This is a genomic window from Hymenobacter swuensis DY53, from assembly GCF_000576555.1.
Lineage (GTDB): Bacteria > Bacteroidota > Bacteroidia > Cytophagales > Hymenobacteraceae > Hymenobacter > Hymenobacter swuensis.
The window spans coordinates 2,282,331-2,297,161 of record NZ_CP007145.1 but is presented as its reverse complement, the minus strand read 5'-3'; the positions used below and the strand labels follow the sequence as shown (position 1 = coordinate 2,297,161).

Sequence of the window (14,831 nt, the reverse complement as noted above, 5' to 3'; positions counted from 1 at the left end):
CTTATCCGGCCGGCAACGTGTCCGTTTAGTGTCTTCTCACTACATTCCGCCTACCACTATGATACGTTTCCTGCTTGCCGGCGCTTTTCTATTGACCGCCGAGGCTGCTTCAGCCCAGGCCACCAACGTGGTTCGGGAAGTAAAGGCGGATCTACCGGCCAAGAACACCGCCCTTTTCACCAATACCGGCGCCATTACTCCACCAGCCGTACCCGTAGCTCCCGTGGCGGAGGTGAAGAAAACCCTGGCTCAGCCCAACACCGTGCTGCTCGACGTACGCACGCCCGAGGAATACGCCGCCGGCCACCTACCCGGAGCCCAGAACCTTAACTTCCGCGCCTCCGACGTAGCCCAGCAACTCCAGCGCCTCGACCCGAAACAAACCTACGTGGTATACTGTGCCAGCGGCAACCGCAGCAGTAAAACCGCCGTGCTGATGCAGGAAAAAGGGTTTCAGCAGGTAGTCAATGCTGGCGCGTACGAGGACTTGAAAAAGCAGGACGTCAAGAAGTAGAGCCGCCTATTAGTGCGAGGAAGAGCCGAAGCAATCCGTCCTTCTCGGGGTTAGAGGCTTCCGAATTCGCCAAGCCTCTGACGCCAGCCCGATTGTAAAGCCGCGACACTTCGCGTCTTCCAATAGAACAGCTTGCGTTCAAACGACATCGTTCGACGCTGAGGCGCAAGGATGCGTTCTAGCATGCAAAAGCCCGCTTCGTGCACACGAAGCGGGCTTTTGCATAGGTCAAAGCTCTACTCTGAGAGAAGGACGGATTGCGTCGTCCTGCGTCCTCGCAATGACAGCGGCTTGTCCGTCTCGCTTCTCATGTCTCGCCTCTCACCTCTACCCTAGAAGCTCTGCACGATGCTGTTGTGCAGGGTGCGGGGGCTCCAGTAGCCGCTGGCAATGATGCGGCGAATGGTGTAGAGCGGGTCCTGCTGGTCGCGCTTCTCGGCCAGGATGAAGGCTGCGTCCATGCCACGCTTCTTCAGCTCGGGGATGGACTCAGGGCGCCACAGGCCGAAGGGGTAGGCAAAGTAGTTGATTTTCTTGCCGGTAATTTCCTCGAGCTTTTTGGTGGGCTCTTCAATCTGCGTTACCCAGTCCTTGCCCTCGTACTTCTTCACGTTGTGGTGGTCCCAGGTGTGCGAGCCGATGACGTTGCCCTCATCCGAGAGCTGCTTTACCTGCGCCTTGCTCATGTAGTTGGGCCGACCCAGGCTCACCGTCATGATGAAGTACACCGCTTTGAAGCCGTATTTATCGAGGGTGGGCCGGGCTACTGTGAACTGGTCGAGGTCGGTGTCGTCGAAGGTCAGCATGATGGGCTTGCTGGGCAGGGCCGCGCCGGTGGTCAGGTAGGCGTACAGCTGATCGGGCAGGATGGTGTGGTAGCCCGAGTCGGCCAGCATCTTGATCTGGGCCTTGAACTGCTCCACGGGCACAATGTAGTCCTTGGCCCCTTTCGAGTCCTTGGCACGCCAGTCGCGGATCTGGTGGTAACACAGAATGGGCACCTGCGGGCGGGCCGTAATGGTGGCGGCATCGGCGCGCTGGCTGGCGGGGATGGTGGCCGGAGAGCCGGCGCTGGTGCTGGCGGCCGAGGCGTTGCCGGCCGTGGGCGTAACAGCGGTGCTGGCCGAATCGGCCGCGTCCTGGGCTTTGTTGGCTACGGCGGCCGTATTTTCCGAAGCCGTGGCGTTTTTGGCGTCGTTGCAGGCGCTGAGGGCGCCCAGGGTGGCCAGCGCGGCGGCCAGCACGGGGTACTTGGGGAAGTTCATGAAGAAGGATAACCCGGCCCGAGAGGCTCCGAACCGTACTTTTAAAGATGAGAGGCCGACCTTGGGCAAGGGCATTGTATCTTCGCCGCAGGACTTCCCTCTACAAATCAACCGCTAATTTTCCGCATGGACAACCTTCGTGGTACCGGCGTCGCCCTCGTCACCCCCTTTACTCCCACCCCCGACCGCGCTGTAGACTACCCGGCCCTGCGGCGGCTCATTGATTTCACCCTCGACGGCGGGGTGGAATACCTCGTCATCAACGGCACCACGGCCGAGTCGCCGACCCTCACCACCGAGGAAAAGGCCGAAATTCTGCGCGTAGCCAAGGAGCACGTGGCTGGCCGCGTACCGCTGGTGTACGGCATCGGCGGCAACGATACGGCCGCCGTGGAGCGCACCATCCGCAGCACCGACCTCACGGGCATTGCGGCCCTGCTCTCGGCCTCGCCCTACTACAACAAGCCAACCCAGCGCGGCATCGTGGCCCATTATCAGCGCGTGGCCGACGCCTCACCGGTGCCGGTGCTGCTCTACAACGTGCCCGGGCGCACCAGCTCCAACCTCACGGCCGCTACCACCCTGGAGTTAGCTAAGCACCCCAACATTATCGGCATCAAGGAAGCCAGCGGCAACCTGGAGCAGTGCATTGCCATTGCCGCCGCCAAGCCCGACGATTTCCTGCTGATTTCCGGCGACGATATGATGACGACTTCGCTCATCAGCTTCGGAGCCGTGGGCATTATCTCGGTGCTGGCCAACGCCTTCCCCCGCAGCTTCTCCGATATGACCCGCGCCGCCCTGGCCGGCGACTTCCCGGCCGCTTCCAAGCTGCTGTTCGGCTTCGTGGAGCTGAACCCGCTGATGTATGAGGAAAGCAACCCCGTCGGCGTGAAAGCCGCCCTGGCCGCCCAGAGCCTCTGCGCCGATGCCGTGCGCCTGCCGCTGGTAGAAGGCTCGGAGGGGCTGAAAGCCCGCATCAGCGCATTGCTGTAAACGCATTGGAAGCCGCCATCAGCCTATTCCTGGTAGGGTTTTACGGCTGCGTAGCTGGCTTAACCAGAATTCGACTGCTTCGGCAAAAGCCCCAGCTTCTCCGGTTAGTTCACTGGAGCAGTTGGGGCTTTTCGTTGCTATTAGCAGCAGTTTATGCAGGCGGAAAAATATCCTTACGCGGGCAATGGTTTGAGATACTACCTGTTGCAGTAGCATTGGTGGCCGCCGGCAGCTACTTCCTGCTACGCCGCAAGCAGATGGGCTGGGCCGGTAAACTATACTTTGGCACCTGTACCTACTACCCTATCCTGTTGGCTGGGGCCTTTCTGTTCGACCGGATATTTTTCTTGGTGGTATCAGCTCCGGTTTTCGCCCTGCTCCCGCAGACCGATATGTACCGGCACAGCGCCTACACCTTTCGCAGTGCCAGCACTCCGTTAGGACCACCCCGCGTGGCGCTGGTTACGGCTTGTGCGGGTCTATTTGAGCGACATAACGGCACCTGCGTTGACTTGGAAGCAGCGCAGTTTACCGCCCTCGATTCCGCGGTGGCCATCCAACTCTTACCGTCACCTCACCGGGATACAACTATAGTCCTGATTTCAACTCAGAGTCGTCAGTTCAAGACCCAGTTCGCTCAGTGAACCACCCTCTGGTTACTATTCGATAACACTAGGATAACGACGGTACAACCTTAACACAGCAGCCAGCCCAACGGCCCCGGCAGACTCCAAATCGGTATGCCAGCCGCAAAACTGCCGTACTCCACGCGGTAAAAACTGAAATATTCACCAGCACGCCCCGCTGAAAGCTCCGGACCTTTGTGCTTCGTTAGCTGCTGCGGCCCCGGTAGTTCTCCTACCCGCCCCATATTCGACAGCCGACGATTTACACTGACACAAAGAATCTACATGCAGAACCCACAGATGCCGTTACCGGCAAAAAATCCAGCAGGCATTAATGGCACAATGCGGGCCGCCCACGTAGGCCTGCGCACGGCCCATTACACCGACACGCTCAACTGGTACGCCGAAAAGCTCGGCTTCCGCATACTCAAAGAGTGGACCGTTGGGAACCTGCGGCTGGCCTTTCTGGCACCAGCCAACGACGACACCTTCTGGCTGGAAGTAGTGTGCGAAGCCGCCACGGATTCAACACCGCCGCCGGCTCTGCCGGTTACAGCCGGCTTCCATCACCTCTGCCTGGAGGTAGAGGACCTGAACGCCACGTTATCGGCCCTGCAGGAAAGAGGAGTGCAGGTTGTGCGGGAGCCATTCGAGGTGCCGGCTATTGGCAAGCGGTGCGGATTCGTCACCGACCTGCACGGCAACATCCTGGAGTTTGCCGAGAACATAAGTAGCTAGCTGGAAAACTACCGCAGCCTCCCACCTACAGGTGCGAAGCCCACTCGTTATAATCCGACAAATCCGTCTAAATCCGTGATTTACCAGCCACTGGCCAGCACATCGGCCACATGCAGGGTTTTGAGGGGCTTTTTCTCGCGGCGGATGTAGGCGTCGAGGTGCATGAGGCAGCTCGTGTCGGTGCTGATGAGGTAGTCGGCACCGGTGGCCAGGGCATGTTCCACCTTCTGCTCGGCCATGGCGACGGAAATGGCCTCGAACTTCACGGCGAAGGTACCGCCGAAGCCGCAGCAGGTTTCAGTTTCGGTCATTTCCAGCCGTTCCAGGCCCGGCACGGCATCCAGCAGCTGGCGTGGGGCCTCCCGAATGCCACATTCGCGCAAAGCTGAGCAGGAGTCATGGTAAGTGTATTTGCCGCTGAGACGGGCTTGCGGAATCGACTTCACGCCCAGTACATCCACCAGAAACTCCGTCAGCTCATATGCCCGGCGCTGCACCCCGTGGTAGCGGCCCGAGTCGGGCGTACCCTCGAACAAGTCGGCGTAGGTGTTGCGCACCATTCCAATGCAGGAAGCCGAGGGGCTCACGATGTAGTGCTCCTGCTCGGTGGGGAAATCGGCCAGGAACTTGCGGGCCACCTCACAGCTCTGCTCCTTATAGCCGGCGTTGTATGCGGGCTGGCCGCAGCACGTCTGGTTGGCGTTGTAATGCACCTGGCAGCCCACCGCCTCCAGCACCTTAACCATGTTCAGGGCCGTGTGGGGGAAAAGCTGGTCAACAAAGCAGGGAATAAACAGGTCGACTTGAGGGGCTGGCATAGGAAACAGAACTAGTGAAGTTTCAGCACTGGTACGATGACACGGAAGAAGCTGCTTGGTAGTGAGCACGTCAGTAGAACATGTTTACCAGCGTTCCAAGCAAGTATTTGCAAGCTACATCCTCGGAGTGAAAGCTATGCAAACCAGACTTTCTCCCACGCTCACTATAATATACTTCCCAAACCTGACCGTTTTTATTTAAGCACATGGTTTCATTAGGAAGGCCACCTCTTAAGTCATAAGAGTCGGGGCGAATACTTATTCTTTTAAGAATTTGCGCTAGATTCTGGGTGTTCATTTTAAGCGGTTAACATCATCAATGCCCCGCAAATATGCGCTGATTCCAAGCCATTGCCTCCTTCAACGCCTCCCGATTCAGCTCCGGTGCGGCACCAACTTCGGCGGCGAAGTCCAGGAGCCGTTCGGTGGGCATGTTACCAGTTAGCTCATCGGCCGCCATGGGGCAGCCGCCGTAGCCGCCCAGCGCGCCATCGAAGTGGTGGCAGCCGGCATCGTAGGCGGCCTGTATCTTCTCGCGCCAGGTGGTGGGCGTGGTGTGCAGGTGCGCCCCAAAGCGGATGTGCGGGTAGGCGGCCGTCAGCTCCCGGAAGGCGGGGGCAATGGTGGCCGGCGTGCTGGCCCCGATGGTATCCGACAGCGCCACGATGCCCACGCCCAGCACATCGAGCTTCTGAGTGAACTCGCCCAGCACGGCGGGGCCCCAGGCGTCGCCGTAGGGGTTGCCGAAGCCCATACTCAGGTACACTACCTGCTCCTGCCCAGTGCGGGCACACAGCTCCTGCATGCGGGCCACGTCGTCGAGGGCCTGGACAATGCTCTTGTTGGTGTTGCGCTGCTGAAAGGTTTCGGACACCGACAGCGGGAAGCCGATAAACCGGATCTGCGGGTGCTGAGCGGCAGTTTCGGCCCCGCGCAGGTTGGCCACGATGGCCAGCAGCTGCGTTTTTGACTGGCTTACGTCGAGGCCCGCCAGCACCTCGGTCGTGTCGGCCAGCTGCGGAATGGCCTTCGGCGACACGAAGGAGCCGAAATCAAGCGTATCAAACCCCACCCGCAGCAAAGCGTTGAGGTAGCTGATTTTATCGGCGGTAGGGATGAACGTAGGCCAGCCCTGCATGGCGTCGCGCGGGCATTCGGTGAGGTGGAGCATGGGGGGGGAAGGGTGGTGAAGTTGCGAAGTTGTGAAATTGTGCAAGAACCCACGGCATTCAGAACTGCACGAATAGGCTCAGATGGTGGTAGCAAGAAGTTTGACAGTGCAATACACGAAACTAATAGGCTCCTGCGCAGGCAGAAGCCTAACATGGGACAACGGAGGCCGTAATTCACAATTTCACCTTTCACAACTTCACCACTTACCAAAGAACTACTCCGCCGCGGCTGGGGTTTATCCTATTACCTAGTTCGACCTCTCTCCCTGTATTCATGCTGCACCGACTCCGGGCCTTGCCCGCCGTTCTGTTTGTCCTATTTCTTACCGCCTGTAGCCAGAGCCAGACGCTGCAGGGCATCTTCCAAAGCCGCACCCCGCATGAAGCCTACGCCCACAAGCTAAAGGAGGCCGGCCTCGCCGAAACGGCCCTGGGCCGTGACTGGCTGCGGGCCGCCGACCAGGCCCTGCGCGATTCGCTGGTGGTGAAGCTGCCCTTCCAGGAGTCGGGCTTTTTTCCCGCCGACCGGGCCGTGTCCACTGGCCTGCGCTACCAGGTGCGGCAGGGCGAGGCCATCCACATCAGCCTCACGCTGGCACCCGGCACCCGCGTCCCCAAAGTATTCGTGGATGCCTTCGAGTTGAACCCTGACCGCTCGGCCCCGCGCCCTCTGGCCTCCGCCGATACCGCCGACCTGAGCTTCCGCTACGTGGCCGACGCCGACCGCCAGCACCTGCTGCGGGTGCAGCCGGAGCTGCTGCGTGGCGGCCGCTACACCCTGCGCATCCTGCGAGAGCCGAGCCTGGGCTTTCCGGTAAAGGGCAAATCGGACGTGGCAGTGGGCTCGTTCTGGGGCGTGGACCGGGACGGCGGAGCCCGCCGCCACGAGGGCATCGACATCTTCGCCCAGCGTGGCACGCCAGCCGTGGCCGCCGCCCGCGGCTACATTACGCGGGTGCAGGAAACCCCACGCGGGGGCCGGGTGGTATGGCTGGCCGATACCGACCACGGCCAGCACCTCTACTACGCCCACCTCGATAAGCAGCTGGTGCAAGCCGGTCAGCAGGTGAAACCCGGCGATACGCTGGGTCTGGTAGGCAACACCGGCAACGCCAAAACCACCCCGCCCCACCTGCACTTTGGCGTGTACCGTAACGGGGCCGTCGACCCATTCCCCTTCGTGCGGCGTCCGGATGCGGTGCTGCCGGCCCCGAAAGTGCTACCGGCCCGCCTGGGCCAGTGGGTGCGGGCCCGGGAGGCCAAACTGAACCTACGCCGCACCCCGGCTACCACGGCCGCCGTGGCCGCCGCTGCTACCCGCGCCACCCCGCTGCTGGTACTGGGGGCCTCCGCCGAGTGGCTGCGGGTGCAGCTGCCGGCCGGCCGCACTGGCTTCGTGCCCGCCAAAGCCGTGCTAACGGCCGCGCCGTTGCGCCGCGAAAACCTGGCGGCCGTGGCCGAGCTACGCTCCTTCCCGCTACCCGACGCCCCCGCCATTGCTTCCCTCCCGGCCCAGACGGCCGTTTCGGTGCTGGGCGAGTTTGGAGGCTACCGGTTGGTGCGCCAGGCCGATGGCCGCACCGGCTGGGTAGCGGTACGACCAGTATAGGTCCCGGGCCGGCAGTTTGGCTGACACAAGTAGAGACTATCATGCTGAGTAGAATCAAACCACGACGGTCTTCTTATAGCAGTTTCGTGAACGATGTATGGGTGGTATAGAGACGCGACACTTCGCGTCTCCACGTTGAACAGCATCGTTGAGTTTACTCGCACGAGGAGACGCAAAGTGTCGCGTCTCTACGCTATTCGCACAACCGCTATATTCTTTTATTCTCTCGCAATTTTTCCATTAGCAACTTGTTATTGCACTGATAATTTTCTCCCATATGCTCCGTTTCTTCATCTGGGCTTCATGCACCGGACCGTAGGTTTGATGCGGTGATTGGAGTAAAAACGCGGGGCCGCTTTGTCAACGAAGCAGTTCCGCGTTTTTCTTACCCCAGCACATCGGTTGCCCCGTACACGGCTCAGAATTTTCTGTTCTCTTTTCAAGACCGCCCTTCTGATGCGCACTCCCCTCTTTGCTGCCGCGTTTGCCCTGTTGCTGACCGGCACCGCCCCCGTTTCCTTCGCCCAGGCCCCTGCACCCGCACACACCGCCACGTCCGCTACCTGGAACACGACCCTCGATGCGGCTCTGCAGCAGGCCAAGGCCACCGGCCGGCCTGTGCTGGCCGTTTTCTCGGGCTCCGACTGGTGCAAGCCCTGCATCATGCTCAAGCAGGAAGTGTTCGACAAACCCGAGTTTGAGCAATACGCCCAGGATAAGCTGGTGCTGGCCCGCTTCGACTTCCCGCGCAGCAAGAAAAATAAGCTGCCGGCCGAACAAACCAAGCTCAACGAACAGACTGCCGCCAAGCTGAACAAGGAAGGCACCTTCCCACTGGTGGTGCTGTTGTCGCCCGAGGGCAAGGTGCTGGCCAAAACCGGCTACCGGGCCGGCGGGGCCATGGCTTACACCAACTACCTGAACACCCTGCTGGCGCAGAAATAACCCGTAGTTTACCGGCGGCCGGGGCCCGATTCTTCGGCGGCACCGGCCGTTTTTCTGTCTTGTTCTGCTGCCGCCATGCTTTTGCATTTTCTTCGGTTTTTCTGGCTGCTGAGCCTGCTGCCGCTGGCTGCCGCTGCGGCCCCTGGTCACCCGCGCAACTTCACCAAAGAAGCCCGCCTGATGGGCTCTCACTTCACCTACACGGTGGTAGCCGACAATGACACCCTGGGCTGGAACGCCCTCAACGCCGCCATTGCCGAAACCCGCCGCATCGACCGGCTGATGTCGTTCTGGGATTCCACTTCCCAGATTACCCAGATCAACCGCGCCGCCGGGCTGCGGCCGGTGGTAGTGGATCAGGAGGTGTTCGACCTGATTCAGCGCACCCTGCGTATCTCGGAGTTGAGCGGCGGAGCGTTTGACGTCACGTTTGCCTCGGCCGATAAGATCTATACGTTCGACCGCCAAGAACACCCGCTCCCCCCGCCCGAGGTGATGAAGGCCGCCGTGGCCCGCATCAACTACCGCAATGTGGTGCTGGATGCCGCCCGCCGGACCGTGCTACTCAAAGACAAGGGCATGCGCATGAATCTGGCGGGAGTACTGCAGGGCTACGGCATCCGGCGAGCCCGGCAGGTGCTGGACAGGCTCAGTATCAAAGGCGGCCTGCTCAATGGCTCAGGCGACATCCTGTGCTGGGGCCGGCAGGCCGACGGCTCGCTGTGGCGCGTGGCCATCGGCGCCCCGGACCACCCGGGCAGCATCTCCTCCTGGGTGCAGGTAACCGACGTGGCCGTGGTGACGGCCGGCAATTACGAGCAGTATTTTACTTCCGCAGGCAAGGTGTACGGGCATATTCTCAACCCCGCCACCGGTATGCCCGCCACCGGCCTGCGCTCAGTCACCATCATCTGCCCCGATGTGGAATTGGCCGACTGTCTGGATGAGGTCGTCTTCGTCAAAGGGTCCGTCGACGGTTTAGCTTTCATCAACACGCTGAAAGGGGTAGATTGTACGCTTATCACCGACGACAACCGCACGCTGGTATCCAAAAACATGCAGGTGCGCTACCTGCGCAACAATGCGCCGGTGCCCACTCTGCTTGCCCCGCGGCCCTAGCGGCCGGATCTGTTCTTTCGCCCTTTTTCTCCCCTCGCCCGTGAACCGAATTCCTGTTTTTTCGCGCCTGTGCCGCCCCTTGCTGGGGCTGGTCGGGCTGCTGGCTGCTGCGGCCAGCCTCTCGGGCTGCGTCTCGGTGGCCGCTTACCAGAAAGTCTATCTCAACGACGAGGATATGAAGCTCGCCAACAAGCGGGTAGAAGTGTATGAATCCAACTTCGAAAGCTACCGCGAGGGTGCCGGCGGTGCCAACGGCGGCAAAGTCGGCGGCGGCTGCGGCTGTAATTAGCTTTTAGCTGGTTTACAGCCCGTCATTCCGAGCTTGCCGAGGAATGACGGGCTGTAGGTTTCTTCCCACATAACTCCCCTCGTTTTGTTATGAACTTCTCTTCTATTTTCCGCGGTGGCCGGGTGGCAGCGGGGTTACTGCTGCTGCCGGGGCTGGCCCTGGCGCAGGGTGGCCTCACGCCCAACCGCCTTGATGGCTCCGGCGTGCCCGCTACGCCTGCTACTACCAACCTCAGCACGGCCTCGCCCGGCGAGACGGAGGTGAACATCCTCGGCAGCTACTACCAGCAGGACGGCTCCCACGGGGCCGTGCAAGGCGGGCAGGGCACCGAGCAGCTCACCGACGTGACGCCCACCATCATTCTCAACATCCCGCTCGATACCGTCAGCCGCCTGACGGCCAACATCGGAGCCGACTTCTACGCCTCGGCTTCCACTGACCGCATTGACGGCGTGGAAGGCTACTACCTTTCCACCCCTTCCGCCCACGATGTGCGCTACCATGTAGACCTGGGCTATTCCCGCGAAAACAAGGCCAAGCACCGCATCATCGGGGTGGGCGGCGGCGTATCGAAGGAGTACGACTACTTCTCGGTGAACGTGGCTGCCTCATGGGCAAAAAGCTCCCAGGATGGCAACCGGGAGCTGAGCGTAGCCGGGCAGGCCTTTTTCGACCAAGCCAAGCTAATTTACCCCACCGAGCTGCGCACCGGTCAGATGCTGGTGCCCACCAATAAGCGCCAGAGCTACAACCTGAACCTGGTGTACTCGCAGGTCATCAGCCAGCGGCTGCAGCTGGCCGTGAGCACCGAACTGGTGTACCAGAACGGGCTGCTGAGCACGCCATTCCACCGGGTATACTTTCAGGGCTCCACCGCGCCCAAAGTGGAGCAGCTGCCCCAGCGCCGCTTCAAGTATCCGGTGGGCCTACGCGTAAGCTACTACGCCTCCGACCTAGTGCAGCTGCGCGGTTTCTACCGCTTCTACAACGATAACTTCGGTATTACGGCCCATACCCTGGAGTTGGAAGCACCCCTGAAGGTGACGCCCTTTTTCGTGGTGTATCCCTTCTACCGCTACCACACCCAGACGGCCGCCAAGTACTTTGCCGCCTACGCCCAGCACAGCCTCACCGACGAGTTCTACACCTCTGACTACGACCTGTCGAAGTTCTCGGCCAACAAGTACGGGCTGGGGCTGCGCTACTCGCCGGTGTACGGCATTTCGCGCTTCAAGACGCCGTTCAGCAACGGGGCAGGCGGCCGCAAGGTGGCCAAGTTTAAGTCGCTGGATGTGCGCTATGCCTACTACCAGCGCAACATCGACTTCCAGGCCAGCGTGGTAAGCTTCGATCTGGCTTTCACCATGCCGTAGGCCCGGCTCAACCAAGCAGCAGAAAGCCCCGTCCGATACTGTATCGGGCGGGGCTTTTGTATAAAAACAGCGAAACCTACTCGGCCACTACCACGGCGCGGCCCAGCTTTTTGGAGTACGCCAAGCGCCGCTCCCGGCCGTCGGCCGCCGGATAATCGAAGCCTACAGCGCGGGAGTCATCTTTTACCGACGTCCAGGTTTGGGTATCTACGTTTTCAGGTTGAGTGGCGGTGCGGGCCACGGCGGGCTGCACAAACCGGTCTTCGCTGAAAAAGCTATTCATACCCTGCAGAATGGCAATTTCCTTGTCGCGCACGGTTGCGGCCTGCGGGTCATCGAGGTTCCGCTCGTTGATGAGGGCCGTAGCCGGTATCATTTCCTTGCGCAGGGTGTCGCCGGTCGGTCCCACAATGATGAAGTAGGCCTGGGACGTGGCAATTTTCGTTCCGCGCAGTTGCAGCACGAATTTATCCTTGGTTTTGGCGCTGGAGAAGCTATGCGTCGCATTCACCGTGCGCAGTACCGTGCGTTCCGACACGCGGCCTCGGTTGGCTTCGGGCGTGGGCGTAAATACCCGATCATTATTTTTAGAAGTCCCCACCTCGCGCTCCGTATTGATGCAGGAAGACAGCTGGAGCAGAAACAAGGCTCCGGCGGCGGGGAGTACAAGCTTTTTCATGAAAGAGGAGTGAACCATCGTTAAATCAGTTCGGCAAAATACAAAACCTGCTAACAGCAGAATAGTGGTACCTACAAAGGCAGCATGCAGTGAGAGAAAAGCCAATCAGGCGGCCGTGAGTGCCGGCTGGTTTGGAGCTATTTACGGGACAAACGGTACAGTAGGCTATACCGACCGGGCTTTTTTCAGCAATTTTTAAAACAATCCCAACTCCAGCCCCACCAGCCAGCGCGGAAGTTCCACGTAGGTCGGATCGGCCCCGGCAGTAAACGTATCGGAAAGGCGGTAGCGGGCCGTGGCAGCGTAGCGCCCCGCCCCCAGCCGCGCTCCTATCCCAAACGACCAGCGGCGCAGATAGCCCAAGCCATGCTCCACAACTACCGTGCGCGCACTGCCGCCGGTACCGGGCTGGTCCTCGGTGCGATGCGAGGTGGCCATCACCCAGCCGCCCCAGCCGCTCAGGTCGAGGTAATGCCCGATGACGTTGCCGCGCCGGCCAAAGCCCAGCCGCACGAAGGGCTGCACCTGCACCTGAGAAAGCACCAACGACTCCTGCTCGTGCAGTTGCGGGTTGGGAAGCAGTTTCCGGCTGTTCTGCTCCAAAGCGTATACCAGCCGGGCATATTGCACATCGAACCCGGTTGAAACCGTTCGGGTGAGCCGAAATTTGGAACGCACACCAATAAACAGCTCCGCCGACTTGAAGGGGCGCAAAGCGGCCCCGGGGCCGGCAGGACTACCCACCACGGGAGTATATCCCACAAACAGGTGCTGGTAGAACTTCCGGTTAGGCCCATAGCTCACCTGCATCGAATCGGTGGCGGGGTCGGCCCGGAACAGGACCCGTTGGGCGTGGGCGGCCGGGCCGGCCCCTGCTGCCGCCAGCAGCAGAGCGGCGGTTGCTACGTATATTTTCATTGCCCCGGATAAGTTGCCGTGTACCCTTTATAATGCACGCGCAGAGTGGTGCCAGCCGCGAGGCGTGCCAGCGGCAGCCGCAATACAACCCGCTGCGCTACTTCCAGCACCTCGTAGCGTACCGGCCGGCCAGCGGCGTCCAGCAGTTGCCAATACAGGTAATCGGGAGGAGTCGGCGACACCAGCTCATCGGGCTGGGGTGACGCGGCCGGGCGGGCCTGTTCCTGCCCCACGGCGGCCACGGGGGCGGCCTCGGCGGGCGTGGTAGCCTGTACTGAATCGGCAAACAGCGGCAGGGTGCGGGCGGGCACGAAAGCCGCTTCGGGCCGAATGACCACGCGTACTGCCGAGTCCTGCCGCACGAAATCGAACGTGGGCGCGGGCAGCGTTGCCGGAGCGGTGAACCGACTAGCCTGCAGCAGCCCGTAGCCGTGCGCATAATCGAAGTACGGGTAAAGCCGCCCGGCCTGCTGCAGCCGCCCAAACAGCTCCATCACTGACAAGTTACGCTGCTGCTGCCAGGCGCAGGCGGCAAAGCCGGCCACCAACGGACTGGCGAACGAGGTGCCTTCGGTACGAGAATACCCCCCGGGCACGGCCGTTATGGCCACGCCAAAAGCTGCCACGTTGGGTTTCAGCCGCTTGCCGGGGGCTGGCCCATAGCTGCTGAAATCAATATGGAGGTAGGTATCGGGGTCGAGGCCACCCACGGCCAGAACCGAGTCGCCATCGGCGGGAGTGCCCACGGTACGCCATTTGGGGTCGTCGCCGTCGTTGCCGGCGGCGTTTACCACCAAGATACCTTTGCGCACGGCCAGCTCGGCGGCGCGGGCCACCAGGCTAATGCGGCCGTTCATCTGCTCGGGGAAGTAGCGCCGGTCGGTGTAGCCCAGGGAGGAGTTGATGATGTCGGCCCCGTTGCGGTCAGCCCACTCGGCGGCGGCCAGCCAGGCTTCCTCCTCTGCGTACCGCTCGCGGTACATCTGCTCGGTGCGAGCCAGCAGAAATTCAGCCCCGGGAGCCAGACCCAGAAACGTGCTGTCGGGTAGCTGACCGGCAATGCAGGAGAATACCTCCGTGCCGTGGTTGCCGCCTTGGTACACGTCGGGTGTACGCCGCAGGAAATCATAGGTGGCCACAATGGCCTGCCGCCGCCGCAAATGAGCAAAAGCCGCGTGCCGGTCTGCGCCATTGAAACCCACGTCGAAAATGGCAATGCGCAGACCGTATCCATTCAGCCGGGCCCGCCGAAAATCGACCCCGCCCAGGGAAGCCGTTTGACGGCGCGCCAGAGAACGGTCGGCGGCGGTGAGGGGCCGGGACAAAGCCACGGGACGGCTGGTGGGCAGCAGTTCATTTATGGGCCACTCTTCCACGCTGCGTACGCCGGGCAGCCGACGTAAGCGGGCAGCCTGGGCCGGAGTAGCCCGGCAGGCCACGGCGTTAAACCAGCGGCTTACCAGCGTCACGGTATCAGCAGCGGCTTGCACCCGGGCCACGTAATCGGGGCGGACGGGGAAATCGGTGCTATCGGCAGCGGGCAGGTACTGCCGCTGCCGCCGGGCCTGGGCCGCCGGGTGGAAATAGGCCGTCGGCTGCAGCGTCTGGCCGGCTTTATCCCGAAAGCTGACCCAGTACCGCGCCGTAGGCGGAGGCATCTGCCGCGCGTGCGTCCGAAGCACGGTCAATTCCAGCAGCAGCCCTAAAATGAGAGAAAAACGCAAACGAAAAAACGATAAATACAGCGGTAACTCCTTGAATTTTCGAAGA

General features: G+C 61.3%; 14 protein-coding genes. 8 read left to right on the top strand and 6 right to left on the bottom strand.

Annotated features, from left to right (window positions below; genetic code table 11):
• Positions 1-58: 58 nt before the first annotated feature.
• The gene (locus HSW_RS22790; RefSeq protein WP_081768375.1) at positions 59-514 is read left to right on the top strand and encodes a rhodanese-like domain-containing protein; all 456 of its coding nucleotides are present in this window, start codon (positions 59-61) and stop codon (positions 512-514) included.
• A 332-nt stretch (positions 515-846) separates the two neighbouring features.
• On the opposite strand, the gene HSW_RS11125 is transcribed toward HSW_RS22790, so the two are convergent.
• On the bottom strand, positions 847-1,779 hold the full coding sequence (locus HSW_RS11125; RefSeq protein WP_044001981.1) for a polysaccharide deacetylase family protein: 933 nt from the start codon (positions 1,777-1,779) through the stop codon (positions 847-849).
• A 126-nt stretch (positions 1,780-1,905) separates the two neighbouring features.
• On the opposite strand from HSW_RS11125, the gene dapA reads away from it, so the two are divergent.
• Both dapA and HSW_RS11110 read left to right on the top strand, forming a co-directional pair.
• Positions 1,906-2,775: a 4-hydroxy-tetrahydrodipicolinate synthase gene (gene dapA / locus HSW_RS11120; protein ID WP_044001980.1), complete on the top strand. Its 870-nt coding sequence runs from the start codon at positions 1,906-1,908 to the stop codon at positions 2,773-2,775.
• Between the two features lie 968 nt (positions 2,776-3,743).
• Positions 3,744-4,139: a VOC family protein gene (locus tag HSW_RS11110; RefSeq protein ID WP_052346359.1), complete on the top strand. Its 396-nt coding sequence runs from the start codon at positions 3,744-3,746 to the stop codon at positions 4,137-4,139.
• An 80-nt stretch (positions 4,140-4,219) separates the two neighbouring features.
• On the opposite strand, the gene HSW_RS11105 is transcribed toward HSW_RS11110, so the two are convergent.
• Together HSW_RS11105 and HSW_RS11100 are read right to left on the bottom strand one after the other, a co-directional pair.
• Positions 4,220-4,957: a (Fe-S)-binding protein gene (locus tag HSW_RS11105; protein ID WP_044001978.1), complete on the bottom strand. Its 738-nt coding sequence runs from the start codon at positions 4,955-4,957 to the stop codon at positions 4,220-4,222.
• Positions 4,958-5,273: 316 nt separating this feature from the next.
• Entirely contained in the window at positions 5,274-6,128 is an 855-nt protein-coding gene (locus HSW_RS11100) for a hydroxymethylglutaryl-CoA lyase (protein ID WP_044001977.1), read from the bottom strand.
• A 275-nt stretch (positions 6,129-6,403) separates the two neighbouring features.
• Between HSW_RS11100 and HSW_RS11095 the strand changes: the two genes are divergently transcribed.
• The 5 genes from HSW_RS11095 to HSW_RS11075 all read left to right on the top strand — a co-directional run bounded on the left by HSW_RS11095 (position 6,404) and on the right by HSW_RS11075 (position 11,464).
• Positions 6,404-7,738 carry a M23 family metallopeptidase gene (locus HSW_RS11095; protein ID WP_044001976.1) on the top strand — a complete coding sequence of 445 codons (1,335 nt, stop codon included), beginning with the start codon at positions 6,404-6,406 and terminating at the stop codon, positions 7,736-7,738.
• A 456-nt stretch (positions 7,739-8,194) separates the two neighbouring features.
• Entirely contained in the window at positions 8,195-8,683 is a 489-nt protein-coding gene (locus HSW_RS11090) for a thioredoxin family protein (protein WP_081768373.1), read from the top strand.
• A 75-nt stretch (positions 8,684-8,758) separates the two neighbouring features.
• Complete coding sequence (locus HSW_RS11085) at positions 8,759-9,802, top strand: FAD:protein FMN transferase (RefSeq protein WP_052346358.1); 1,044 nt, start codon at positions 8,759-8,761, stop codon at positions 9,800-9,802.
• Positions 9,803-9,899: 97 nt separating this feature from the next.
• Entirely contained in the window at positions 9,900-10,091 is a 192-nt protein-coding gene (locus HSW_RS24760) for a DUF4266 domain-containing protein (RefSeq protein WP_316931428.1), read from the top strand.
• 89 nt (positions 10,092-10,180) lie between these two features.
• A complete protein-coding gene (locus HSW_RS11075; RefSeq protein ID WP_052346356.1) occupies positions 10,181-11,464 on the top strand; it encodes a DUF3570 domain-containing protein in 1,284 nt (427 codons plus the stop codon).
• Positions 11,465-11,540: 76 nt separating this feature from the next.
• Here the strand turns inward: HSW_RS11075 and HSW_RS11070 are convergent, their stop codons facing one another.
• The 3 genes from HSW_RS11070 to HSW_RS11060 all read right to left on the bottom strand — a co-directional run bounded on the left by HSW_RS11070 (position 11,541) and on the right by HSW_RS11060 (position 14,785).
• Complete coding sequence (locus HSW_RS11070; protein WP_044001975.1) at positions 11,541-12,143, bottom strand: hypothetical protein; 603 nt, start codon at positions 12,141-12,143, stop codon at positions 11,541-11,543.
• A gap of 195 nt (positions 12,144-12,338) precedes the next feature.
• Positions 12,339-13,061, bottom strand: coding sequence for a hypothetical protein (locus HSW_RS11065; protein ID WP_044001974.1), 723 nt, complete (start codon positions 13,059-13,061; stop codon positions 12,339-12,341).
• Positions 13,058-14,785, bottom strand: coding sequence for a S8 family serine peptidase (locus HSW_RS11060; RefSeq protein WP_044001973.1), 1,728 nt, complete (start codon positions 14,783-14,785; stop codon positions 13,058-13,060). Before HSW_RS11060 ends, HSW_RS11065 begins: the two co-directional genes overlap by 4 nt.
• Between the last annotated feature and the right edge of the window lie 46 nt (positions 14,786-14,831).